At 44.6% G+C, this 25,991-nt stretch carries 22 protein-coding genes; 12 read left to right on the top strand and 10 right to left on the bottom strand.

All coding sequences use genetic code 11. The features are described 5' to 3' along the window. Positions 1 to 121: 121 nt before the first annotated feature. From rfbB to NLZ44_RS11185, 3 genes are all read right to left on the bottom strand, one after another. Positions 122 to 1,225 carry a dTDP-glucose 4,6-dehydratase gene (gene rfbB / locus NLZ44_RS11175; protein WP_493752798.1) on the bottom strand — a complete coding sequence of 368 codons (1,104 nt, stop codon included), beginning with the start codon at positions 1,223 to 1,225 and terminating at the stop codon, positions 122 to 124. Between the two features lie 128 nt (positions 1,226 to 1,353). Continuing rightward, positions 1,354 to 2,166, bottom strand: a complete 813-nt coding sequence (locus tag NLZ44_RS11180; protein WP_187757690.1) for a tetratricopeptide repeat protein — start codon at positions 2,164 to 2,166, stop codon at positions 1,354 to 1,356. A 60-nt stretch (positions 2,167 to 2,226) separates the two neighbouring features. Continuing rightward, a complete protein-coding gene (locus tag NLZ44_RS11185; protein ID WP_493752799.1) occupies positions 2,227 to 5,232 on the bottom strand; it encodes a CHAT domain-containing protein in 3,006 nt (1,001 codons plus the stop codon). A gap of 145 nt (positions 5,233 to 5,377) precedes the next feature. On the opposite strand from NLZ44_RS11185, the gene NLZ44_RS11190 reads away from it, so the two are divergent. The 7 genes from NLZ44_RS11190 (at position 5,378) to NLZ44_RS11220 (ending at position 11,886) form a co-directional block, all read left to right on the top strand. Then, a complete protein-coding gene (locus NLZ44_RS11190; protein WP_493752986.1) occupies positions 5,378 to 7,192 on the top strand; it encodes a CapA family protein in 1,815 nt (604 codons plus the stop codon). A gap of 107 nt (positions 7,193 to 7,299) precedes the next feature. Beyond that, on the top strand, positions 7,300 to 7,722 hold the full coding sequence (locus NLZ44_RS11195) for a hypothetical protein (RefSeq protein WP_006668271.1): 423 nt from the start codon (positions 7,300 to 7,302) through the stop codon (positions 7,720 to 7,722). 22 nt (positions 7,723 to 7,744) lie between these two features. Next, entirely contained in the window at positions 7,745 to 7,939 is a 195-nt protein-coding gene (locus NLZ44_RS11200) for a hypothetical protein (RefSeq protein WP_008048752.1), read from the top strand. 5 nt (positions 7,940 to 7,944) lie between these two features. Then, positions 7,945 to 8,712, top strand: a complete 768-nt coding sequence (locus tag NLZ44_RS11205; protein WP_493752800.1) for an HAD family hydrolase — start codon at positions 7,945 to 7,947, stop codon at positions 8,710 to 8,712. Positions 8,713 to 8,765: 53 nt separating this feature from the next. Next, the gene (locus tag NLZ44_RS11210) at positions 8,766 to 8,954 is read left to right on the top strand and encodes a hypothetical protein (RefSeq protein WP_006619610.1); all 189 of its coding nucleotides are present in this window, start codon (positions 8,766 to 8,768) and stop codon (positions 8,952 to 8,954) included. 84 nt (positions 8,955 to 9,038) lie between these two features. Continuing rightward, on the top strand, positions 9,039 to 10,499 hold the full coding sequence (locus tag NLZ44_RS11215) for a methyl-accepting chemotaxis protein (RefSeq protein ID WP_493752801.1): 1,461 nt from the start codon (positions 9,039 to 9,041) through the stop codon (positions 10,497 to 10,499). Positions 10,500 to 10,518: 19 nt separating this feature from the next. Next, positions 10,519 to 11,886, top strand: coding sequence for an ABC transporter substrate-binding protein (locus NLZ44_RS11220; protein WP_493752802.1), 1,368 nt, complete (start codon positions 10,519 to 10,521; stop codon positions 11,884 to 11,886). A gap of 91 nt (positions 11,887 to 11,977) precedes the next feature. Here NLZ44_RS11220 and NLZ44_RS11225 read toward each other — a convergent pair whose 3' ends face one another. From NLZ44_RS11225 to NLZ44_RS11235, 3 genes are read right to left on the bottom strand one after another with little or no spacing between them, the layout of a single operon-like run. Next, positions 11,978 to 13,474: a UDP-N-acetylmuramoyl-L-alanyl-D-glutamate--2,6-diaminopimelate ligase gene (locus tag NLZ44_RS11225; RefSeq protein ID WP_111892965.1), complete on the bottom strand. Its 1,497-nt coding sequence runs from the start codon at positions 13,472 to 13,474 to the stop codon at positions 11,978 to 11,980. Positions 13,475 to 13,519: 45 nt separating this feature from the next. Further along, a complete protein-coding gene (locus NLZ44_RS11230) occupies positions 13,520 to 13,795 on the bottom strand; it encodes a glutaredoxin family protein (protein ID WP_006624975.1) in 276 nt (91 codons plus the stop codon). A 58-nt stretch (positions 13,796 to 13,853) separates the two neighbouring features. Beyond that, positions 13,854 to 15,812, bottom strand: a complete 1,959-nt coding sequence (locus NLZ44_RS11235; RefSeq protein WP_493752803.1) for an ABC transporter ATP-binding protein — start codon at positions 15,810 to 15,812, stop codon at positions 13,854 to 13,856. Positions 15,813 to 15,952: 140 nt separating this feature from the next. On the opposite strand from NLZ44_RS11235, the gene efp reads away from it, so the two are divergent. The 3 genes from efp (at position 15,953) to NLZ44_RS11250 (ending at position 17,597) form a co-directional block, all read left to right on the top strand. After that, the gene (gene efp, locus NLZ44_RS11240) at positions 15,953 to 16,510 is read left to right on the top strand and encodes an elongation factor P (protein WP_006619604.1); all 558 of its coding nucleotides are present in this window, start codon (positions 15,953 to 15,955) and stop codon (positions 16,508 to 16,510) included. A gap of 92 nt (positions 16,511 to 16,602) precedes the next feature. Continuing rightward, positions 16,603 to 17,136 (top strand): acetyl-CoA carboxylase biotin carboxyl carrier protein, encoded by a 534-nt coding sequence (gene accB, locus NLZ44_RS11245; RefSeq protein ID WP_493752804.1) that lies wholly within the window; start codon positions 16,603 to 16,605, stop codon positions 17,134 to 17,136. Positions 17,137 to 17,186: 50 nt separating this feature from the next. After that, positions 17,187 to 17,597, top strand: coding sequence for a hypothetical protein (locus NLZ44_RS11250; protein WP_493752805.1), 411 nt, complete (start codon positions 17,187 to 17,189; stop codon positions 17,595 to 17,597). 489 nt (positions 17,598 to 18,086) lie between these two features. Here the strand turns inward: NLZ44_RS11250 and NLZ44_RS11255 are convergent, their stop codons facing one another. The 3 genes from NLZ44_RS11255 to NLZ44_RS11265 form a co-directional block, all read right to left on the bottom strand. Further along, a complete protein-coding gene (locus NLZ44_RS11255) occupies positions 18,087 to 19,001 on the bottom strand; it encodes an aspartoacylase (RefSeq protein ID WP_493752806.1) in 915 nt (304 codons plus the stop codon). A gap of 88 nt (positions 19,002 to 19,089) precedes the next feature. Then, positions 19,090 to 20,319, bottom strand: coding sequence for a DUF1501 domain-containing protein (locus tag NLZ44_RS11260; protein ID WP_493752807.1), 1,230 nt, complete (start codon positions 20,317 to 20,319; stop codon positions 19,090 to 19,092). A gap of 209 nt (positions 20,320 to 20,528) precedes the next feature. Further along, positions 20,529 to 21,932 (bottom strand): sensor histidine kinase, encoded by a 1,404-nt coding sequence (locus tag NLZ44_RS11265; protein ID WP_493752808.1) that lies wholly within the window; start codon positions 21,930 to 21,932, stop codon positions 20,529 to 20,531. Positions 21,933 to 22,342: 410 nt separating this feature from the next. On the opposite strand from NLZ44_RS11265, the gene NLZ44_RS11270 reads away from it, so the two are divergent. Beyond that, positions 22,343 to 23,719, top strand: coding sequence for a nicotinate phosphoribosyltransferase (locus NLZ44_RS11270; protein ID WP_493752809.1), 1,377 nt, complete (start codon positions 22,343 to 22,345; stop codon positions 23,717 to 23,719). After that, positions 23,719 to 24,660: an ADP-ribosylglycohydrolase family protein gene (locus NLZ44_RS11275; RefSeq protein WP_493752810.1), complete on the top strand. Its 942-nt coding sequence runs from the start codon at positions 23,719 to 23,721 to the stop codon at positions 24,658 to 24,660. Before NLZ44_RS11270 ends, NLZ44_RS11275 begins: the two co-directional genes overlap by 1 nt. A gap of 83 nt (positions 24,661 to 24,743) precedes the next feature. On the opposite strand, the gene NLZ44_RS11280 is transcribed toward NLZ44_RS11275, so the two are convergent. After that, positions 24,744 to 25,937, bottom strand: coding sequence for a DNA-methyltransferase (locus tag NLZ44_RS11280; protein WP_006624986.1), 1,194 nt, complete (start codon positions 25,935 to 25,937; stop codon positions 24,744 to 24,746). Positions 25,938 to 25,991 lie beyond the last annotated feature (54 nt).

Genomic DNA, 25,991 nt, shown 5'->3' on the forward strand with positions numbered 1-25,991 from the left:
CTTCTTTAGGTTAAACAGACAGTTAAATGTCAACGGGTTTTATTTTACCGGAGTCTGCCCACTCCAGAAAACTGATCAACTGTTTTTTGTTGAAGATAGATGGGGGTTAACAATGGTGGGACTAGGCGTAAACCTGTCGATAGTAGGCTTGGTATTCTTCGGATAGTAATGGTTCCCACCAATGGCGATGGGTAAGATACCAGCCAACGGTCTGCCGTAACCCTTCTTCTACGGTGACTAGGGGAGCCCATCCTAACTGGGTTTTTAGCTTGGTGGAATTGATCGCATAACGGCGATCGTGGCCGGGTCTATCTTTAACAAAGGTGATCAGGTCGCATGAGGGTTTGACGGGTAGGTGGTGGGAGGCTAGTTCGTCCATAATCCGACATAGCATCTTCACCAGGTCTATATTGGCTACTTCGTTATTCCCGCCGATATTATAGGTTTCTCCGGGTTTACCTCGGTGAATGACTACATCGAGGGCGCGGCAGTGGTCCAGTACATATAGCCAGTCTCGCACATTTTGCCCATCTCCATAAATGGGTAGGGGTTTACCCAACAGGATATTAATACACATCAGGGGGATGAGTTTTTCTGGATAGTGATAGGGGCCGTAATTATTGGAACAATTGGTGATGATGGTGGGTAGGTTGTAGGTGTGATAGTAGGCGCGCACTAGATGATCGCTACCAGCTTTTGAGGCAGAATAGGGACTGTTGGGGGTGTAGGGGGTGGTTTCGGTAAAGGGAGGATCTTCGGGGCCGAGACTGCCATATACTTCGTCTGTGGAGACGTGCAGAAACCGGTAATGATCAGGCTGTTGATGGTGGTTCCAATAGTGTCTGAAGGCTTCTAATAGGGTTAGGGTTCCGACAACGTTGGTTTGAATGAAGGCATCGGGACCGAGAATTGAGCGATCGACATGGGACTCGGCGGCCAAGTGGGCAATGGTGTCGATCGCCTCTTCTTCTAGTAATTTGTCAATTAAAGTGCGATCGCAGATATTACCTTCGACAAACCTAAACTGTTCCTGGTCTTCTAAGGTGGCTAGGTTCTGGCGGTTTCCGGCGTAGGTGAGGGCATCTAAAACGACGATGCGATCTTCTGGGTAAGCATTGCACCAGTGGTGGACAAAATTTGAACCAATGAACCCCGCCCCCCCAGTGACTAGAACCCGACGAGGATACAAATTTTCACTACTATCGTAGCTATATTGAACTGCCAAAGTGTTTTCCTCCAAACAGTCTTCTGGACTGGCGCTAACTGATCACTAAGTATATTTTGATTGATGGCAACTATTGTATCTTGAACCTAGTGGTTAACCAAAGCTGGCCAATATATCTTATTACTCGGTTATTCAATGCCTGTTGATTTATCGATGTTCTCCTGGGTCTCGGCTTCTCTTTGGCGATCGCCCATAGACTGCCACAGGGAAAAGGCCTGATTTAAATAATCTAGGGCCTGTTGTCTGTCCCCTAAAGCTAAGTGGGCTAGACCAATATTATTGAGGGTTTGCGCTTCCCCTGATAGATATCCCACTGATTGAGAAATTGATAAAGCCCGCTGGTAATACTCCAAACCACCAGAGATTTCCCCTAGGTTTACATAAACCTCACCGATCTCATTAAGTATATTAACTTTCCGATAAGGTTCCCCTATTTCGTCAAAGATAGATAGGGCTTGCTGGTAATAATCTAAGGCTGTGGTAGTTTCCTCCATGCTTAGGTGAACCTGACCAATACTTTGCAAAGTGTTAGCTTTACCAAACCCAGGGGGTAGCCTTTGTTCCTCTGGCGAATCGATTATATCCCACATTGACAGGGCTTGATTTAAATAATCCAGGGCGGGTTGATTTTCTCCTAATTCCGAGTAAGCGGAACCTATAGCGGTCATAGTGGCAGCGATCGCAAAAGAATCCCCGATTTGGTCTAATAAGGGCATCACCTCTTTAAATTTAGCGATCGCCTCCCGCAATGCGGATGGTGTTCCCTGTTTGGTCAGGAAAATAGCTTCTTGAAATAATTGGTTTGCCTGGTCCTGTGGGTTCTCCTGAGCCACCAACCTTGGTAAGCGAATAGATAGGATTTCCGATGCGGAGGCGGTTAGTCCCGGTAAAACTAACCCTGCTATCAGCCCCATTGCCAAAACCCGAGTCAAATTAATCATAATTTGGTCCGCCTATCAATTTGTTGCCACCATATCGTAAAAATTCAGAGTTTTTGCCAATTACCAATCACCCTGAACCGTAAACGCCGCCCAATAATAGGGAGATTTCCACTGGTCAGAATTCCACATTTCCAACTGTGCCCCCCTAAGTGCTGTGGCTGGAGTTTCTCCGCCATCCAACATCCTTTGGTAAAACCGACTCATCACCTCTGACGTACCCACATCACTCACACTCCACAAACTCACCACCACCCGTCGCGCTCCCGCATACATAAAACCCCTAGTTAAACCAACTAAACCCTCCCCGCGCAACGATCGCCCTAAACCAGTTTCACAGGCACTCAACACCACCAATTCAGCGGGTAAATTTAGGTTAAAAATATCATGAAGTCGCAAAAATCCATCCTGCACCTGTCCCCTTTGGTCATAAAGAGACAAAACCACCCCCGATAACTCAGGATTAATTGGATCAATCAAGCCGTGGGTGGCAAAATGAACGATCTGATATTGGCTGAACTCAGGATTAGTAATAGTTAGCCGCGAGGCTTCAAAACCTAGGGCTTGTCGTCTTTCGGACTCTGGTACTAGACTCAGAATAGTTTGGGCTTCCTTAGCGGTAAACGGCAAACGGTTCAGCACGGGACCAGCATCCCCTAAGCCTAAATTGCGAGTAGCGCGAGTTAGGGCAGAGTCCCTAGAACTATCTAGGGTAGTTGAAACCAATTGACCCGTCAAACGAGGGTCATCACTACCGAAAACGGGATCGGCAATTACCGCTAATTTTTTGGCTACAGGAGGGCGGTTTTGTAAGTGTCGCCGTTGGATCGCAACCGTAGAAGCTGAGGGTAGGGTGATTATTGGGTTTTGAGACAGTAGGGGAGTATTAGGTTGGTTGGGAAGGGGTAGGGCTGCAAAGGGAAGGGACTGTAAGACCCCATCCCCGACAATAAGCAACCTGTGATTAGCTAATTTGTCAGCCACAGGACCGAGAACTATTTGACTTAATGGCTGACCCGGTTCAAGGCTGGTAGTAATGCTTTTGAGGGAGTCGGTGAAGGTTTGGGCTGCGGCTTCAATTTCTGAGCGCGATCGCAAAATATAGCTAGTTATCCCAGTTTTATCCACCGCCCAGAGATAGCTTTGTTGTTCTCCTAACGCATATTGCAGTAGCAGGGTATTTTCATCGAGAACCTGTTGCTGAATTTCTGGGAGAGTCAGGGGTTGGGGATATTGCAAATCAGCATAACGGGGACTGGTGCGACGAATTTGGCTGCTGAGTTCTCGGAGTTGGTCGAGGGTGTTGTCGGCTTGTTGTTTGAGGTTTTCTAGTTGGGTTTGGGTATATTGACCCCTGGTTAATTGGTAACGTTGGTATTCTAGGGCGTTGAGTTGTTGTTGTAGCCGTTGTTCTTCCGCCAGCAGTTGCGGATCAACTCCTTGACGGATATTGGCGTTGGCTTCAGCCAGGAGTTCGAGGAGACTGCGGGCGCGACTGCGTTCGCTGGCGTGAAGGGCTTGGCTATCATAGCCTTGGTCGGGCTGTTGTTGATGCAGTTCCATCAACAGGTCGATATATAACTGGTAATAGTTTTGGACTGATGCAAAGTAGGTTTGCCGTAGTTCTTGGGAGCCAATTTTTGTCCGCAAATTTTCAATAATATTAATGGCGGCTTCCATATTAGCTATGGCTGAATTGAGTTGATTTTGATTACGTTCTACCAGAGCAATATTATAAAGGGTATAAGTTTCTCTATCTAATAAGCCTGCTTCCCGAAAAATCGGCAAGGCTCGATGATAATATTCTAAGGCTTTGGGGTGGTCTCCTAACTGGGCGTAAACTTCCCCCAGATTCTGAAAAATAAATGCCACGACGTAGATATCATTGACGGTTTTTGATAAGTCTAATGCTTCCTGATGGTATGTTAAAGCCTGTGGGTAATTTTTGAGAGCTTGATAAACTTGCCCAAAGCATGATATAATAGATGTTTTGAAAATTAAAATATCTCGGTCATGGGGATTAATAGATAACAGATTTTCTGTAGTTCTTAAAGCCTGTTCATAGACAGATAAAGCTGTTTGATAATCTCCGATTTGAGTATATATTTCCCCCATAAAATATTTGATATTAGCGACGGTTAAGGGTGATAAATAATCATCGGCTGCTGAACTTTGAAAAAATGATAGTGCCTGATTATAAGATTCTAGAGCTCTGTCTGGATCGCCTATGCGTTGATACATTGAACCTAAAGATATCATCACATTGGCTGCACCATGGCGATCGCTTAGTTGTCGATATATAGCTAAAGATTGGTTTACATGGTCTAAGCCTTTTTGCCATTCTGCTAATCCGAAAAAATACGAACTACCCAAAAGATGAAGTTGAGATGCTATCTTGACCGGATTGCCCAAGGCTTGATAAAAAAGCATTTCGATCTCCTGAACATCAGCCAGCAAAAACCGTGAACTCATATCATCAACCAAAAGATTACCATAACCACCAAAGAAAAATTCGATGGCTGAAATCAGTTGTTCAGTTGGTGGATTTACCCGCAAATATTCCCGCATAAAGTTGATGACTTTGGGTTGATCTTCGAGTTCTTTTAAATATATGATAGAAATCCCCAATAAAGTGGATGCTTCTAAGGGTGCTAATTGGTCGGCATCGGCTGATTGTTTGTCAATTGTGGCGATAATATTTAAGGTTTTCTGGTAGTAATCTAATGATTTTTGTGGCTCCTCTAAAAGGCTATAGCTATCACCGATATATTTCAGGGTGGATGCTTCTTCATATTGTTTACCTAATGTTTGCCAAATGGGAATGGCTGCTTCAAACTTGATAATTGCCTCTGTCAATGATGATGCTGTACCCTGCTGAAATAAGGCTACACCAGCTTGATAAAGTGCCTCTGCCTCCTGTTGTTGGGTTTCTGGAGTCATCTGCACCAGTAGAGGAGGGTATGCTATCTGTGGCTGTGGGTTTGCCTCAATTCCCTGGGCTGCCACTGACCAGACTAAGGCTATGATCATCTGTGTACTGCCACACCATAACCCTAGGGGACTAAGCATAATTTTTGCCTCCAATGACCTAAATGGGATAATTTCCGCCGGGCTGAGGTGGTTAAACGAATCGGACTATTAAGATATAAGATATCCTAAGAGTTCCCATTCAGCTGGGGAGTTTGACAAGTAAGTGGTGTCAGGAGATCTGTCAGTGAGTCAGCAAGAAATTCTTAGGTCTGCCTATCAGGGAGATCCAAAAGCGATCGCTATTTTACTCAACCAAGCCTTGAAACCTAAACAGGTGCAAGCACATCTAACTCTGGAATATAATCATCTCTATATTAGCCTAGAGTCTCCCACAATTCCCGACCAAGCTGCATCTGTCCGTGTGATTCACAAGGGATTAATGCGTCTTGAGCCTGCATCTATCTGGTGTGTTACGATTGCGGCACAATTAGGCGATGATCATCACCCAGCTTGGATTGAGACTCTGGTACTAAAGTCGCCGCCTGTGGTGGTTAACCAGGTTAGCCCTAAAAATGCTCCGGTTTCTGACCCTAAACCTCCTCAAAAAACTAAGCGATCGCCTTCACCTAAGACTCCGAAAAAAACTCAGACTTCTGCGCCACCAAAAACCAAGAATAAAACCAAAAAAGTGGCGACGGCTTCCCCAGTAGTATCTCAGATGGCTACTTCGGAAATTGCGCCTAATTCGGCAAATTCGGAAACTAATAAAACCCAGAGAGTTAAAGTTAGACGACCAAAATCTTTATCTTTAGTGGGTTATATGACTCTGGCGATTTTGCCTTTGTCTGGGTTAATTGTCGGTGCTAAATGGGATAGAGTTTCGGCATCTTTGGCGACTATCCCACCGACTTTGGCGACGGCTTCTCAAGCGGTGCTGGAACAACTCCCCCAATTACCTAATTTCTCATTTGGGTCTAATGCTGAAAATGCCCCGGTGGCCGTTGAACCATTGCTGACTCAGGCGACTATTGAACAGATCCGAAATATATCTGAGTTGACTATTTCATCACTACGGAATCCCATTGACCCTGATATGCGGATTACGATTAAATCGGTGGGTGATATTATTCCGGGAACCAATTATCCTTACAATAAATTAAATCGCAACAAGCAGGTATTATTTGCGGGGGTGAAACCAGCTTTACAAGATGCGGATATAGTCTTTGGTAATTTTGAAAGTACCCTAACTAACTATCCTAATAGTGCTAAAAATGTGGGTCGTGGTATGGTGTTTGCGTTTCGGACTCCGCCGGAATATGCGGCACTTTTAAGGGATGCTGGATTTGATGTTTTGAGTGTGGCGAATAATCACTCGTTTGATTTTTTTGAAACTGGCTTTAAAGATACGATCGCTAATATTGAAAAAGCGGGAATGAAGGCGGTCGGCAAAAAAGGTCAGATTGTCTATCATGAGGTGAGGGGTGTAAATGTGGCATTTATTGGCTTTAGTTATTTTAATTATCATAATAATATGAATGATTTGGAAGCGTCCAAAGCGGTGGTTAAGGAAGCGGCGGAAAATGCTGATATTGTCGTGGTTTCTGTACACGCAGGGGCGGAAGGTACTGCGGCTTTACGCATTCAGAATAGAACCGAATATTTTTATGGGGAAAATCGCGGTAATAAGGTATTATTTGCACGCACAATGATTGATGCTGGGGCGGATTTGGTGTTAGGACATGGCCCCCATGTGCCGAGGGCTTTGGAATTATATAATGGTAAGTTGATTGCTTATTCTTTGGGTAATTTTTTGGGATATCGCACTTTATCAACTCGCGCGGAATTGGGATATTCTCTAGTTTTGGAAACTCAACTTGATGTCATGGGTAATTTTGTGGAGGGTAGAATTATTCCGGTTCATCTTGATGGCCAAGGGATTCCGTCTCTGGATAATTCTTTGCGGACTGTGGGGTTAATGCGACGTTTAACTAAAAGTGATTTTCCTGATACTCCTTTGGAAATTGATGATCAGGGTAATATTTTCGTGTCTCAACCATAACCGGAAACCTCAACGGCGATCGCTCCTGAATAAAAGCTAAATTGCTAAAAGTTGGGTTTTATATTATACTACAGTCTGGCTGTTGTTTGGGAAATTGGCATAAGACTATGAACTCGGAAAATTTGGTGGTTGAACCTATTTATATTGTGGTGATTGCGTCTACGATATTCTCGATTATCTTGGGTCTAATTTTTAAGGATATGCTAGAATATCAGGTGGCAGTTTGGCGACAGGATGACCGGAAAAATAGGATTAACTATAAAACTCCTAACGCTAAGGTGGCTTATGTAGCTATGTCGGTTTGTGTGTTTGTGGCTGTGTCTTCCAGTTTGCTGGTGTTTATTCCGATTTACTGGTTGGCTACTTTGGGGGGGGCTATTGTGGTTTTTCCTACGGCTTTATTGATTTGGCTACAGTTGGGATCAATGCTGAATCTTTGGGAAGATAAAGGGGATGAGGCGATTGATTTGGATAGGTTTTTTGAAGGCGATCGCGAAAAAATTACCGGATCGAAAAGTGACCAATCATAGTTAACATAGATACTCAGTAAAAATGGGCAGAAAAGCTAAACTTAAACATCTGCGAAAGCAACAACAGACTAATCCGACTGCGGACACCCAAAACAGTCGAGAAGTGGAGGCTGATCCGACTCATTTTGTGGATGAACTTAAACACCAGGGCTATGATCTGAAAGTGAGCGATCGCTGTCCAGAAATTCCTGAAAAAATTGTCAAACCGCAACTTTAGCACTGATGAGTCATCTAAAAGCAATCATTTTTGATGTGGATGGGACCCTCGCTGAAACGGAAAGGGATGGTCACAGATTAGCCTTTAATCAAACATTTGCTGAAGCGGGTTTAGATTGGGATTGGTCTATTGAATTATATGGGGAATTGTTGACGGTTTCGGGGGGTAAGGAGCGTATAGATTATTATATCAAACGCTACCATCCTAATGGTCAACCCCCCAATAATTTGGATGAGTGGATAGCGAAACTTCACCAAGCTAAAACTCGCCACTATCGGGAGTTATTAGCCAAGGGAGATATTCCCCTGCGTCCTGGGGTGAAGCGATTAATCACGGAGGCTCTGGGGGAGGGGGTCAGATTGGCGATCGCTACTACCAGCGCCTTTCCTAATGCGATCGCACTTTTGGAAGAAACCTTAAACCCCCATTGGTTTGAAGTAATTGCGGCTGGAGATATTGTCCCCCACAAAAAACCCGCCCCAGATATCTATAATTATGTATTAGAAAAATTGGGTTTGACTGCATCGGATTGTCTGGCGATCGAAGACTCCCGACAGGGGTTACTGGCGGCGCGAGGAGTGGGGTTAACCACGATTATTACTGTAAATAATTATACAAAAAACGAAGATTTTTTAGGTGCTGCCTTGGTGATCAATCATTTGGGGGAACCGGATATTTCCTGTGAAGCGATCGCCTCTACAGCCTTGAATAGCGGTTATGTCACCCTAGATTTATTAAGATATATCCACCAAATATCAACAGGTGTTATATAATAGCGACCAGTTTAATCAAAATATCCCTGGTGGCTTTGTAATTAGCAAGTTCTATGTCAGATTTTCCCATTGACCCCAATCTTTATTTGTTGCTGAGTGGCCACTGTTTGATTGGAGGGGTAGCGGCGGCGATCGCCTTCCAAAAAGGTCGTCGCCTCGGTGTTTGGTTAATTTTAGGACTAATAGGAGGGACGGCGGCTTTAGTCGCATCACTACTACTGAAACCAACTAAACCTAGTTAATATCTATAACTAATCAACTGAACAGTAAGGCATCTGAAGCCCTCCCCAAGCATTTCATCTATTTATTAATGGGGTAATTAAGTCATGCTAAAAAGCCTTTGGAGTCTATTTTCTTTCCAACAAGGTAGCCTGCGCCAAAGAATTTTTAAAGGTTATCTGATTCCGTTAATCCTATTTTTAATAGTCGCTGGCTTGGTCTATTTTATCGGTGTTCAGCCTGTCCAACAACAAATCAAAAATGTGGACAAAATTTATGGGGAAATTGAAGAGGTTAATAATCTAGCATTTAGCATTGTAGCAATGCAGCGGGCGGCTAGGGGCTATATTTTAGGTAGAGACTTGAGAGAGTTGGAGGAGTACGAAGAATGGGATACCCTCTTTTATGAACAATCGGAAAATTTGCGTAGTAGAATTCAAGAAACGGAACAGCGCCAAACATTAAATCGGATCATTAATATTGGTGATCAGGTTAATGAGTTCGATCGCCGTTTAATTTCCTACGTGCAATTAGGAAGACCAGACAAAGTGACTGAGGTCTTACAAAAAGCCGAAAATCAAGCCATTACAGAACAGTTAGAACAATTGGTGAGAGGTTTTGATGCGACCAAGCGAGAGCAACTTAATGACCAACAAAATCGGCAAATTAACCTATTAAGATGGCTGACAATTTTAATATTTGGCAGTACAGCCATTGGTGCGGTAGTTATCCTAACTATTGGCTTGGGAATTTCGGCTACTATTGACCGCGAAACGGCGCAAATTTCTAACTCTTCTAAGGAAATTACTAGCGCCTTGGAGGAACAGGAACGCAGCTTAGGAGTTCAGGCGACTTCAGTTAATGAAACTACGACGACTATTGATGAGTTAAATGCGGCAGTCCAGAACTCTACAGAACAGGCGAAAATTGCTACTGATGAAGCTCATCGCGCTTTGCTTTTGTCGGAAAAAGGTAGTGCGGCGGTTCAACAAACTTTGGATAGAATGGAAACACTGCGACAAACAGTAGAAGCGATCGCTAATCGTAGCCTAGAATTAAGTGAGAAATCCCTACAGATTAATAATATTGCTCAGTCAGTGAGTAACCTAGCTTATCAAACCAATTTACTAGCCTTAAATGCTTCTGTGGAAGCGGTGCGCGCGGGACAACAGGGGTTGGGTTTTGGGGTGGTGGCGGTGGAAATCCGTAAATTAGCCGATCGCAGTAAACAGTCAGCAGCAGAAATTAATACCCTGGTTTTGGATATTCAAAATGCCATTAACACCACGGTAAAAGTCACCGAATCAGGCAAATTAAGCGTTAGTGAAAGTGTGAAATCTGCTCACAATATGTCTAGTTCTTTTGCGGGTGTATCCCAAGCATTTCATCAGGTGTATCTCAATAATCAAACTATTGCGAGAACCGCAGAACAGCAATTACTGGCTCTACAGCAGGTCAGCGAAGCCATGAATAGTCTTAATCAGGTTGCTCGTGAAAATGCGGAGAGTATTGCCTTGTTAAGAACCAATACTCAACGACTCAATGAATCTCTGATTAATTTACGGTAAAATTTAGGGTAAATCTATCATGAAAACTCCTAATAAATTCAGCAAATCCCTTGACAAAACCCCACAAATATGCTACAAATGTGGTCGATTTCATGATGTAAATTTGGACAGTCAGGATTTATCGGTCAATCTCAGCGAGGCGGTAACTAAGGGATTAAATCATCCCCGAATGTTGTCTAAAAACTCCATCAGACGGCGACAGTTTTTGTTAGGACTAGCAGGGACATCAGCTTTGGGAGTTCTCAGCAATTGTGCGGCATCTCCAGACCCCAACTCTCAAGGTAATTCGTCGGGTGTTATGCTGGAAAAAACTCAGCTAAGAATTGGTTTTTTGCCGATCGCCTGTGCTACGCCTATTCTGATTTGTGAATCTTTAAACCTCTATGAAAAATATGGTTTAGATGTACAACTGGTGAAAATGAATAGCTGGGAGCAAATCCGAGAGAGTGCGATCGCCGGAGAACTTGACGCTTATCATATGCTCTCCCCCATGCCGATCGCCATTAGTTTAGGGTTAGAATCTCGTCGATTTCCCATCAGACTGGCTAGTATTCAAAACATCAATGGTAGTGCGATTACGGTAGCCATCAAACATCGAGAAAAAGTCAAAACCGCCGAAGATTTTAAAGGATTTAGGATTGCTGTTCCTTTCACTCACTCAATGCACAATCTCCTACTCAGGTATTATCTGGCTAATAGCAAAGTTCACCCAGATCGGGATGTAGAATTAGTGGTTACACCGCCGCCAAATATGCTGAACAGGTTAAGAAGTGGCGAAATTGATGCTATGGTGGCTCCTGAACCTTTTAACCAAATAGCAATTAATCAAGGTCTGGGTTTTATTCATCTTTTAACTAGAGACCTGTGGCCGGGTCATCCCTGCTGTTCTTTCACTACTTCTCAGGAATGGATCGACCGTTATCCTAACACCTTCCGTGCTATAAATAAAGCAATCATTGAGGGTTCCTATTATGCCAGCCAAAGTCAGAACCGCACAGACGTAGCGCGGCGACTAGCACAGTTACAATATCTGGATGCGTCGGAAGATGTGCTGCGACAGGTGATGACCGGACAGTTTGTTAACCGCTTAGGTGAATCTCTGAATATTCCCGATCGCATTGATTTTGACCCTTACCCGTGGAAAAGTTTTTCCTACTGGATTACTTCACAATTTGAACGCTGGGGATATGCTCCCATGGGAAGCCTTAATCATGAAGCGATCGCCGCCAATATGTTTCTAACTGGACTCGCACGCCAAATGGCTAAACAGTTAGGTCAGCAACCCCCTACCATCACCCTGCGATATGAATCATTAAAATTTGATACTTTCGACCCCAGTCAACCGGAAAACTACGCTAGACAACAGATTGAAAAGTTAGGTTTTTAATGGCAATTAACCCACCAGAAAAGGGTAGCGTCAGAAATCCTGAATCATCATGAATATATGACCGGGGAAGACTGACGCACCAGAAATCAAGTTAAGAATACTTATTTGTTAAGGCATCTCGCGCTTGTTCACGATCATCAAAATGCACTTTTTCCGTGCCAATAATTTGATAATCTTCGTGACCTTTCCCAGCAATTAAGACACCATCGCCGGGTTGAGCCTCGTCGATAGCGGTGCGAATAGCTTTAGCCCGATCGCCAATTACTATAGGTTTAACATGATCAGCAATTCCCGCGAGAATATCTTGCAAAATGCGGTCAGGATCTTCGGTGCGGGGATTATCGGATGTGACTACCGCTAAATCGGATAAATCCGCCGCAATTTTACCCATTTTCGGGCGTTTAGTGCGATCGCGATCGCCCCCACACCCAAACACGCAAATCATCCGACCGGGAATAAACGGACGGGAGGCTTTCAGTAGATTTTCCAAACTATCAGGAGTATGGGCATAATCAACAATGACGGTAATATCCTGATCTGGGGAAAGCTGGACCCTTTCCATGCGACCAGGAACGCCGCCAAAGGCTGGTAGAGAGTCCACCATAGCCGACAAATCCAAACCGAGGGCTAAACCCGCCCCCAGGGCTGCCAATAGGTTAGAGAGGTTATATTGACCGACTAAGGGTAGGGAAAATGAAGCCGATCCCATGGGGGTATGGAGAACTCCCTTAACCCCTGTGGGTTGATAAACGAGGCTATCTGCCCATAAATCGGCGCTGGGGTCACTGACGCTATAACTCCAAAAGCGATCGCTCCCCAACCGTGCCATCAACTTTTTACCATAGTCATCATCAGCATTAATAATCGCCTTACCCTGGAGATAATCATCAGTAAATAGCAAGGCTTTCGCCTCAAAGTAATCATCCATGGTGGGATGATAGTCTAGGTGGTCCTGAGTCAAATTAGTAAATACTGCCACCCGAAACGGACACCCCAAAACCCGGCCCTGGTGTAAAGCATGGGAGCTAACTTCCATGACCCCAAACTGGCAGCCTGCGCCTACTGCGTCAGCTAATTGGTGTTGAAGTTCCACCGCAAAGGGGGTAGTATGAACAGCGACTTCTTGAAACCCCGGCCAACGGGTGTAAAGGGTTCCCAGTAAGGCTGTAGGTTGGTCAAGGTTGCTGAGGAGAAATTCGATCAGGTGAGTGGTGGTGGTTTTGCCATTGGTTCCGGTCACCCCCACTAATTTGAGGGTTTGGGCGGGATGGTTATAAAATGCTGTGGCTATCTCAGCGCAGGCTGTGGTCATGTCGGCCGCGGGAATGACACAGGGAATGGTATCAGAGTCTGTCTCTGGTGGGGTATTGCTGGCTGCGGACTGGGAAACTATGGCGGCTACGGCACCGGAGGCGATCGCACTTGGCCAAAAATCCCCTCCATCAACTCTTGTTCCCGGCATTCCTAAAAACAGATCCCCTGGCTTACAGGCGTGGGAGTTAGTCGCCAAGCCTGTGATTTCCATGTCTAAGGCGGGGTGATACTCTGGGGGTAGTAAGTTGGGGTTGAGTAAATCTTTGAGTTTCACGGGTCAAACTCCTGCCAATTTGATGATTATTGTTAATCTAATGTTTTACCAATATTTTTGTAGGATTTGTTCCAACTGGTAGGCGGAAATACGGGGAGATGGTCTGGGGATGGGTTCTTCGGTCAGGCTGCGATCGCCACATTTATACAGGACTGGGACTTCGTATTGATAGAGTGCATACCAGTCCGGTCGGGTGGTGATGTCCCTCACTTCCAGGTCAAACTGACAGGGACTATTGCTATCTGCTTGAATTTCTTCCAGTTTCTCCTGGAGGTTTTCGCACAAATGACAGCCAGGTTTACTATAAAGTATGAGTTTCATTGAGGACTAAAGTTCCGGGTTCAATCTATTTATTGGGGTTAGTTATCGAAGATTATAGTTAACTGGCAACTCGTTGGATATCTCCGGTGGGAATAGAGGCGATTAGTCGGCGGGTATATTCCTGTTGAGGATGGCGATAAATCTCCTCTGAGTCCCCGATTTCCTCGATTTTGCCTTGGTTCATGACTACAATGCGATCGCTCATAAATTTAACCACACTCAAATCATGGGAGATAAAGATATATGTTAGCTCAAACTCCCTTTGTAGCTCCCTCAGCAGGTTTAACACCTGGGCTTGTACAGAAACATCCAAAGCTGACACCGACTCGTCACAGATGATAAATTTGGGGTTTAAAGCCAGAGACCTAGCAATACAAATCCGTTGTCTTTGTCCTCCCGAAAACTCGTGGGGATAGCGTCTCATAAAATCCGGGTTCAGTCCGACTCTTTCTAATAAATAAGCAGTGCGATCGCGTCTTTGTTTATAGCTCCCGACCGAGTGAATTAACAGGGGTTCCATCACCGCATCCCCAATGGTTAAACGGGGGTCAAGGGAACTAAACGGGTCTTGGAACACAATTTGCATCTCCCGCCGCACCCACTTCATTTTTTGCTGAAATTCCCGGCGCTGGCGATAGTCTTTTAAACGATTAATCCAAGAACCAGAAGGCTGATAATTTGTAATATCTTCCCCAGCAAAAATCACCCGACCGCTATGGGGGAGAATCAGTTGTAAAATCGCCCTAGATAGGGTACTTTTCCCGCAGCCAGACTCTCCCACCAATCCTAATGTTTCTCCGGGGAATACATCAAAAGACACATCATCAACTGCCATAAATAGTCTTTGAGTACCTCCTAACACCCCAGGGATTTTAAATCCTACTCGCAAATTTTGCACAGATAACAACGGCGAATTATCCGGGTTGCTGGGAACCTTCCCCGCTGTCTCCCGCGTCTCATTGGGGATGTTTTTTTGAGATTCAATGGCACTAAGTTCTGTGCCTGTTTCCGTGGTGACAACTTCCATAAAATCCGCAATCGTGGCAAGTTTTTCACCCCGTCGGGTTTCCAATGTGGGACGACAAGCCAGCAATCCCTTGGTGTAGGGATGTTGGGGGTTATTAAACAGTTGGTTAATCGGGTTTAATTCCACGATTTTACCCTGATACATCACCGCGACTGTATCGGCAATTTCGGCAATAACTCCGAAATCGTGGGTAATGAAAATTATCGACATTCCTCGGCGATCGCGTAATTCTCGCAGCAGGTCTAAAATAGTCGCTTGTACTGTCACATCCAAAGCCGTCGTCGGTTCATCAGCAATCAATAATGTGGGATTGCAGGAAATAGCCATCGCAATCATTACCCGTTGCAGTTGACCCCCAGAGAGTTCGTGAGGATAGCGATCGAGAAATGCTCGTTTTTGGTCATTGATCCGAGTTTGCCACTCCCGCTGTGAGGGTGGGTTATTAATATCATCATTATTCGGGGGAGTTTCTAACTGTAGTTGCTTGAGGATTTGCTCATCACTAGGTAACAGTTTGACTTCCTGCAATAAACTCGTCGCTTTCCATAATCCTTCACGGGGGGTAATATCCTGATGCTGTCGGATAGCTTCTATCAGTTGAAAACCAATCGTATAAACCGGGTTGAGGGAACTCATCGGTTCCTGAAATATCATAGAGATTTCACCGCCGCGAAATTGCTGCTTTTGAGATTCTGGCAGTTGTAGTAAATCGATCGCTCCTTCTGTGCTATCATTGTTGTGATCAGCTTCATCCGCCTGGGGGTTTCCTGGCCGAAACCAGATTTCTCCCCCCACTTGAGATGTAGCCGGGGACAGCAACCCCATAATTGCTAAAGATGTGACAGATTTTCCCGACCCGGACTCCCCAACAATTCCTAGGGTCTGTCCGGGTTTGACCTGAAAGGAGATCTGATCGACCGCGCGGGTGATTCTCTGGTCAGATTTAAACTGAACCTGTAGGTTTTTGACATCAAGGACAAAATCTGGCATAGCTAGGGGGAGTTTTCAGGACTTGCGGGAAATTTCCCCGATTTTAGCAGAATTGTTAAGAACTCTCACCGAATCCCATCGTAAAGCACCGATTAGGGTAAAATGAATGCCGATTGTTCAGCCCAGGTGAAGATGCTCCCATGATTTCGAGTAACGACTTTCGCACAGGTGTCAGTATTGAATTAGACGGAACTGTGTGGCGGGTGGTAGAATTCCTCCACGTTAAGCCAGGAAAGGGTTCCGCCTTTGTCCGCACCAAACTAAAAAACGCACAGACGGGTAACGTTATGGAACGGACATTCCGGGCTGGGGAGACAGTTCCCCAGGCGAACCTGGAGAAAAAGACCATGCAACATACCTATAAAGATGGTGATGATTATGTGTTCATGGACATGGACACCTTCGAGGAAGCTCACCTAACTCCTGATCAGATTGGTAATGGGGTTAAATACCTGATCGAAGGTATGGAAGTTAATGTACTCTACTGGAATGACCAAGTGCTAGAGGTGGAACTTCCCAACTCCGTTAGCCTAGAAGTCACGGAAACAGATCCAGGAGTTAAAGGCGATACCGCGACGGGTGGCACGAAACCAGCTACCCTACAAACAGGCGCAACTGTGATGGTTCCTCTGTTTATTTCTGTGGGTGAGCGCATTCGCATCGATACCCGCAACGATAGTTATCAGGGTCGCGATTAATGCTTCCAGTGTTAACCCAATTTCTGGGTAACATGATATGGGCGATCGCCCATAATTTTCGACAATGTTATTTTTAGGGAGATATACCAACTGTGCAACTAGATCTCAACCAGCTTCGAGAACTGCTGGCTGACATCGATAAAACTAATATTTCCGAACTGACGCTCAAAAGTAGTGATTTTGAGTTGATGGTACGCAAAGGTGGCAGTTCTATCGATCGCCCGCTATCTTCTGTTGATGTCGCCCTCAGTGGTGGGTTTCCTAGTGCGGAGTTGGTGTCGCCTCCAGGGACGGTTTCTACTGGCGATCGCTTATCAGAATCAACCGCCACCAGCACCCAGACTACTGCCGCCACAGGAAAGGTCTCTAGTCCGGTTGACGCTAAATGGGTAGAGGTAACATCCCCCATGGTGGGAACTTTTTACCGTTCTCCGGCTCCTGATGAGCCGCCATTTGTGGATAATGGCGATCGAGTCACTAACGGTCAAACTGTCTGTATCATCGAAGCCATGAAGCTGATGAATGAAATTGAGGCCGAGGTTTCTGGTCAAGTTATGGAAATTTTGGTAGCTAATGGCGCACCTGTGGAATATGGACAACCCCTGATGCGAATCGACCCCGATTAATTTGTCCGGCGCGATAGTATATTCAGTAGATGAATCGGGAGAAATAAACTATGACTGAAGATAATTTACCCAAGGAGTCCGCTATTGTGGAACCCACAGAAACCAGCCTAGTTCCCCAAGATGCAACTACCCCCACTGATGAGAAACCCAGTCTTGATGAAGTCCAAAAGGAAACCCAGGAACTAATGGATGCTATCCGACGGCTGGCTATCTCGGAAATGCAGGCGGCGGGGGATTTCTCCAGGGAGGCTTATATTCGCTCAGTGCGTAATGCTAGGGCTACTCTGGAGCGCTTCCAAGGTGTCACCAGAGAACAGATGGAAATGTCGGTGAAAAACATTGAATCGGAAGCTGAGAAAAACTGGAAAGGAGTGCTTGAGGAGATGAATGAGTGGAGTAATCGCATCTGGAAAGCGGCTCAAGCGGCTTGGGATGTATTAACTGCTCCCCGTGACTCGTAGACTCGTAGGGTGCGTGAGAGGGATAACCTATCGGGTGAACGGCAAATTTGATTCATCTGACGCACCACCCCTACAATTAATTATCGGCGGTGGGGCGGGTTTATTAATATCGTCGTCGGGATGGATAATTGACGGCGGAACCCGCCCCTACAATTAATTATCGGCGGTGGGGCGGGTTTATTAATATCGTCGTCGGGATGGATAATTGACGGCGGAACCCGCCCCTACAATTAATTATCGGCGGTGGGGCGGGTTTATTAATATCGTCGTCGGGATGGATAATTGACGGCGGAACCCGCCCCTACAATTAATTATCGGCGGTGGGGCGGGTTTATTAATATCGTCGTCGGGATGGATAATTGACGGCGGAACCCGCCCCTACAATTAATTATCGGCGGTGGGGCGGGTTTATTAATATCGTCGTCGGGATGGATAATTGACGGCGGAACCCACCCCGACAATAATTAATTATTAATTATTAATTATTAATTATTCGTAGATTTCGATGGTTTGGGGTTCGGTGAAAATCATGGCGATCGCTTTTTCGTAGTAGGCTGCCTCATTGATAAAAATCGGCCAGACGGGGGTTTCTCCCTGGTAATAAATGGTGGTTCCGTCAAACTGTAAAAACATCGGATCGCCCGGGTTTAGCTGTTGATAATCCCTCCCCTGTAGTTGTGGGTGAATCATGGCGGCGAGTTCCCCCGTCGCCGTGCGGGGATAGTCTATCTGTTTGATAAACTGGTATATGGTGAGAGTGCGATCGCTGTGGATAATCTCCCCCCGATTATACTTTTCTATGTAGTCTAAAATCGCATAAATCACCTTTTCCGCTTTCAGAAATAATGCCGCATCTAACATCCCTGGCGCAATGGGTCCGACTTCGATGGAAAATCCGTAATTAGACAAAGATTTGAGGGAGGGGTTTTCCGGTTCCGATTCGGATTCGATCCAACTGTAGATATTTATTTCGGGAAAAATGCTTTTTAAATAGGCGGTAACTTGGCGATTAAAAGCATTATTTTTCACCCAAATTAAGGTTAATCCCATGTGGGCGGTGCTGCTGTGTAAATCAATGATGGTATCAACAGGAGATGGGCTTTGGGGTCCCCACTGGCTGGCTATCCATTGCGATCGCTGAATTTCATAAATATCAGAATTGGGATGTTCTAAATCTTCCCGCCGAAAACAGCGGTTTAAATCACGATCAACATAGCGACGATTAATTTCCCAGGCGCGGGGATTAGCTAATAGTGTGAAAGTCTCAAAATTAGAACGCCGCAATAATTCAGGCGATCGCTCAAATTTCTTAATCAAATAAACTCCCGTCCATTCATTGCCATGAGTGCCACCCACAATGGCAACTCGTTTGATTTTACCATGATTTTCTGCTGTTAATCCCATGAGATATTATGCCCAATTAATCAATTGATGATGGATAGTTAATAAGTTGGCTGACCGGGAACACCCCAAACCGGACAACCTCCATCAATTAAACAATCTCCGAAAAGTTGCCAGTGGGGCGGTATCCTGGAAATACCTGCCCTAACTGAGAAGCAGTTAACCCAAACTGAGAAGTTAAAATCGGGCTAATCACATCTCGAAAATCCGTCGTCACAGCCAGATCCCGTCCCTCGTATAACTCGGAGTCAGACAAACCTGGCCAACTCCCATAAACGCGACCACCACGCACGGAACCACCCAAAACCCATAAAACATTACCACGTCCGTGATCAGTGCCGCCATTGCCATTTTCTCGCACTGTGCGACCAAATTCTGACATCACCACAATAGTGGTATTGCTATAAACGGAACCCAGCCTATCCACTAGCGCCACCAAGCCCTCCCCTAACCTTTCCAGACGGTTCGCCATTAACCCCCGACTTGAACCCTGGTTAACATGGGTATCCCATCCCCCAACATCGAGAAATGCTAATCTAATCTGTGGGTCACGCACTACCAAAGTCGCTAATTGTTGAGCATTCCCAGCTAAACCAGCAGGTAGAGGCGCGCCATTATTAGCGGCGACCATTTCCGCCTCTAATTCCCTAATGAGTTGATCGCGGGCGCTTCTACCTTCCTGATAAGCCACGCTGAGGGGGTCATTATTGGCATAGAGTCGGTCAAAGGTGGCTCGCACCTGATCGCGATCTATGGGCATTTGGCGGGAGGCATTGCGACCTAGGGAGATATTGCTAACTGGCTGAGAACCTGATAGAATGGAAGATATCGACTGACCGACACTCACCGCATCTACGGGGTTTTGTCCTGGTAACAAGCCCAGTAGGCGGTTCATCCAACCGTCGGGGGTTCTTTTATTTCCTGGTGTACCCACTTCCATATAGTGTTGAGCCTCAAAGTGAGACCGGGTGGGGTCAGGAGAACCGCAGGCGTGAACAAAAGCTAAACTTCCTTGGTTCCATAGCGGAAGCAGGGAGTTTAGGCTGGGGTGTAAGCCAAAGTGTTGGTCTAGCTTAATTGCGCCTCCCTCCTGTTGGGGTCGGGGAATGGCGATCGCTGGTCTAGCCTGATAATAGTCGCTGTCGCCATAGGGGACAACTACATTTAATCCGTCAATTCCTCCCCGCAAAAATAGGACGATTAACCTTTTGGGGTTAGGGGTGGTGGCGGCACTTCTGGCGATCCAACCGTGGCTTCCTAATGTGGCGATCGTGGCGGCGCACAATTGAGCGCCAAAAGTTAAAAGTTGTCGTCTTCGCATATTGACCGCTTCCTATCTATCGGCTGATTAATTTCCCATACTGCTATTTTAAGTTAAGTTTTCCCGGTTGTGGGAAAATCAACCGCAAGTCTAGTCTGGTTAATGAGGCTGATAGGGAAATTGGCTTAGTCTTTACCGCCATTGCTGTTTGTACCTAATACTTACTTAGATGTATGTGGGTGGGGTACTTACCGGATTATATCATACTCCTAAATCAAAGGTAAGACTATCTCAAATTCGGTGCCGACTCCGGGGGTGGAAAGGAGATGCAAACAACCACCATGTTTCTCGTAAATAATTTGATGACTAATTGCTAGTCCTAAACCTGTGCCTTTTTCGGCGGACTTGGTAGTGAAAAAGTTATCGAAAATCCGGTTTTGGATTTCTTTGGGGATGCCAGGGCCATTGTCGGTAATCCGAATCACAATATATTGGCTATTCGGTGTTGATGGGTCTTCTGATGATTCGGTATTTTGGGGATATTCTGGGTGATTTTTGGGGGGAATTATGAGCGATCGTAATTGGGAAGGACAACTATCCGCTACATGGGTGGAAATCCAGATTTTGGCAGTATTAGGGCTATGATTGGCGGTTTCTTCTAAAGCATCGATCGCATTAGCCAACAGATTCATAAATACTTGACTTAGCAGCCCAGAATAACCCAAAAACTTGGGTAAATTTCCATAATTTTTAATAACTTCAATCCCAACTTTTAGGCGGTTTTTTAAGATGATCAGGGTACTGTCTAAACATTCATGAATATCTGTCTCCCGCCTCTGTTTATTCTCCATGTGGGAAAAGGTGCGTAAACTGTTGACTAGGTGGTTCAACTGTTCAGAAGAAACTTGAATACTTTTGAGCATTTGCAAGCCATCATTTTTGAGGAATTCCCAATCAATATCTTCTTTTAACTCTTCAATACTTGGTCGGGGAGTAATTAATTCCTGTTCGTAGGCGTTAATTAACTGCATAATATCTTCATAATACTGAGTTAAACAGTGAGTATTTCCGACAATGCAGCCTACAGGATTACGGATTTCGTGAGCCACTCCCGCGACCATTTGACCTAGACTTGCTAACTTTTCAGTTTGCATTAATTGGGACTGGGTTTGTTCTTGTAATAATTCGGTGGCTAGTTGATGAATAAAAGACTGAACAATTAATAGTTGTTGAGTATCTAATAGCCGATAATCACTCTCGGAAATTTGTACAATAATCGGCTCATAAATTTGTTCAGGCGATCGCATAATAGCCAGCCGTGCTGCATCAACTATCAGAGTATCTCCGGGAAGTATTAATAACTCCACCTGAGACAATTTATAGAGGGCTCGAATAGACCTAGGTAAAAACAGTTCCCGACCATAAGGACGACTGAGATGCTCCAAAAAACGCCGCCGGGAAATCATGCCAATAAACTGGCTATCATGGTTTAAAATAACTCCGGGGATAGTGGGGTTAGTTTCAAACATTTTAGCCAACACCATTCCCACTTGATCTAGATCTACTTGAAAGTCATACAGAGACAATTCTTGTAGGCTAGACTCTAAGCGCAAATTTGTATGTGAAAATACCGATGTAGACCGAGGGGTGCAATCTTCAATACAAACGTTCATGACTAATTTTTTCAACCTAACTCATTGTATGATATTTTGCCGTTAGCCTTCTGTAGATGCTAGTCTCCATTTATAAGTCTATCATGGTTTAATGCTCTGACCAGGAATTTAGCCAAAATTAACCAAATCTTAATTAATGTTTAACCTTTAGGGGTTAGTGCTGGGATTAATTATATGCACCGTAAATTTCCCTCACCCCAGAGGGCGGGTTTATGAATCTTGTCAGTGCTATATGTAATTAACAGCCCCCTGTGAGAGGGGGGGCGGAACCCGCCCCTACATGATGATATCCGTCGCCTTCACCCCAACCTCTGTCTCAAATAGTCAGATAGGGCGAGGGAAGTTTAGATGTACATCGCCAATTGCTATATAATTAGAAAAGACAGTATATATATCAAGGTATCTAACCCATGGACTTTGCATCAGAAGACCGTGCTATGTCTTTAAGTCCTGATGAGTATAGCTTACTAACAGATCTGTATCAATTAACAATGACAGCCTGTTATGTGGGGGAAGGAATTGAGAATAAACCCGCCAGTTTTGAACTTTTCGCCAGAAAGTTACCGGATAACTTTGGTTACTTAATAGCTATGGGTTTAACCCAAGCATTAGACTATTTGGAAAACCTCAAGTTTAACTCATCTCAAATTGAACAACTGCAATCCTTGGAAATTTTCAGGAATGTTAATAATCGCTTTTGGTCGGTGTTAGCCGAAGCCAAATTTAGCGGGAATGTGTGGGCTGTCCCGGAAGGTACGGCGGTATTTGCGAATGAACCAATCTTGCGAATTGAGGCTCCTTTATGGCAAGCTCAAATTGTAGAAACTTACCTTTTAAATACCATAAATTATCAAACTTTAATTGCTACCAAAGCAGCCAGAATGCGCGATGCAGCGGGACCTGATGCGAAATTATTGGAGTTTGGAACTCGGCGGGCTTTTAGTCCCCAAGCATCTTTGTGGGCGGCGCGGGCGGCTTTGGGGGCGGGTTTTGATGGTACTTCTAATGTGTTGGCGGCTTTGAAATTAGGTAGAAAACCAAGGGGAACAATGGCTCATGCTTTGGTAATGGCGATCGCTGCTATTGATGAAAATGAAGATGCGGCTTTTGAGGCTTTTCACCATTATTTCCCCGGCGCACCTTTGTTAATTGATACCTATGACACGGTGAAAGCAGCACAACGGTTAGCTGAACAGGTCAAAGCTGGAAAAATTCAGGTGCAGGGGGTAAGATTAGACTCGGGAGATATGGTAGAATTATCTAAACAAGTGCGATCGCTATTACCAGAGGTGGAAATTTTTGCTAGTGGGGATATTGACGAGGTAGAAATTGCTCGTTTAAAAGGGGCTGAGGCTCCTATTAATGGCTACGGAATTGGGACTAAACTGGTGAGTGGAACTCCAGTTAATGGAGTTTATAAGCTGGTAGAAATTGATGGTATTCCGGTGATGAAAGAGTCTAGTAGTAAGGTGACTTATCCGGGACGTAAGCAAATTTATCGGCTCATGGAAGGGGGTAAAATGAAAGGCGATCGCCTCTGTTTAATGGACGAAAGCGAGAGTATTAATCCATCATCTATCGGCTTATTGCAATTGGTCATGAAAGACGGAAAACTGGTCAATCAGCCAGAGCCTTTAGCCGCCATTGCTGAACGCACCGCCGCCTCGGTTGCCAGTCTTCCCCCAGAATGTCGTAGGTTTGATCATCCGATTTTCCCGACCCTTGAAATTTCCGAAGAATTGGCAAATTTGAGGCAAAAAGTTAGCAAGTCAATTGAGGTAAAATAATGCAATATTCTCCAGTTTTGTCTGGTTTAATGGGAGTCTGTGTAGGCGATGCTCTGGGAGTTCCGGTAGAATTTAATAGCCGCAGTGATTGTCAAGAAAAACCGATAACAACTATGGTCGGCTATGGTACTTACCATCAACCCGCAGGAACTTGGTCTGATGATAGTTCTCTGACTTTTTGTTTGGCTGAAAGTCTCTGTAATGGCTATAATTTGCATGAGATAGCTAAGGCTTTTTGTAAGTGGATGTATGAGGGTTACTGGACACCTTATGGTAATGCGTTTGATATTGGTGGGACTACTTACAGGGCGATTAGTAGATTGCGTGAAGGGGTGGAACCTATAGCAGCAGGAGGAACAGATATTCGTGATAATGGGAATGGCTCGTTAATGCGAATTTTACCTTTGGCTTATGGTTATAATTCCCTGGAATTTCCCGAATTAATTAAACGGGTTCACGACTGTTCTCGCCTTACCCATGGTCATCCGCGATCGCAAATGGCTTGTGGTATTTACATTAGTATTGCTGTGGGTTTATTACAGGGTATGGATATTAAAACCGCCTATATTGAAGGACTTAAAGCGGTTAAAGCTATTTATACTAAACCACCCTTTAAGTCTGAATTATCAGAGTTGAAACGAGTGTGGACTGGTGAAATTAAAAGTTTACCGGAAAATGCGATCGCCTCTGATGGTTATGTAGTTCATACCTTAGAAGCATCTCTGTGGTGTCTATTAAACACTTCTTCCTATGCTGAAGCTGTCCTAACAGCAGTTAATTTAGGTTCTGATACCGATACGACTGGCGCGGTTACAGGAGGTCTAGCAGGGATTTATTATGGCTTTGAACAAATACCTTCCGAGTGGGTCAAGGCGATCGCGCGTCGAGAGGATATCATCGATTTAGCTAACCGTCTAGCTAAAGCCACAGAAAATAGTTAATTTTTGAGTAAAATAACTCTAGAGATTTAACCCATTTCTTGGGTTAATTAACCGGGGAGGTGGTTGGGTAACTAGATGGATGGTCAATCATCTAATTGGCTTAATGAATTGAGGATGGATAATCCAGGCGCATTAATAACCCTAACACCTGGGGGTAAACTGACCAAATCCGAAAAATAGCCCCCTTCATTTATCGCAATCAAAAACATAACTAAAGCATTCTTATTTTTTGAGGCGTTATAGAGATAGTTAGCCGCCTCAACTATAGTCTCATGATTACGTTGAACCCTAACCGGAATAGGACAACCATTAACATCAGACCTAAGAATTGCATCAATTCCTTTATTTCTGTGAACCACAGCAAAATCTAATCCCCATAGTAGTCCTAACACACTTTCATCAACATTTTTGTAAGAATCGCGACCTTTAGTGAGTAGATTAGAATTAGTTTTAATCGGGTCACTCAAACGTTTTTTAGTTAATTCGACAGCATCAGTAGATATATCAATTCCCACAGAATTTCGTCCGAGTAAACTAGCCGCCACCAAAGTGGTACCGCTACCACAGAAAGGATCTAAAATCAAATCACCTTCATTGGTAGCTATCTTAATAATTTGTTCCAGTAAAAGCAGCGGTTTTTGGGTAGGATAACCGACCCTTTCTTTAGCTTTAGGATTCAAATAGGGTATTTCCCAAACATCACTAAGAGGAACCCCTTTCTTACCGCCACTAGGGATAATATTACCATCTAGGTCTTTGTCATAAATAGACTTGCCATATTCATCTCGTTTTCGGCGCTGGAGAATTTGATCTACGTTGGTAGTTTCCGAATATTCGCCATAAATAAAATTAAATGTATAATCATCAGATTTGGTATAGTAAAAAATAGTTTGATGTGCTGGTAGCAAGGCTTTCTGGGAATTAGACCAGCGTTTATAGTGCCAAATAATTTCAGAGCGAAACATTTGCGGACTAAAAACATCATCCAACAACAATCTAATCAGGTGTGAAGCATGGCGATCGCAATGAACAAAAATAGACCCAGATGGCGACAAAATTCGCCACATTTCTTGCAAACGTTGATAGATAAAATTCCCATATTCTTGATGAGAAGACCACAAATCTTGAAAAGAAAACTCTTTGCGGCTATCTCTAGTTGTTAATTTATGGGTTTTTTGCGAAAAAAATGGCGGGTCAAGATAGATTAAATCAATGCTATCTTTCTCCCAAGTGCTGATGATATTAAGGCAATCACCTTGATAAACTAATGCACTCATAGTTAATTACTCAATATTTTCTAGAAACAGTAAGGGCGGGTTATGCGAGACTGC

The organism is Arthrospira sp. PCC 9901, from assembly GCF_059013425.1.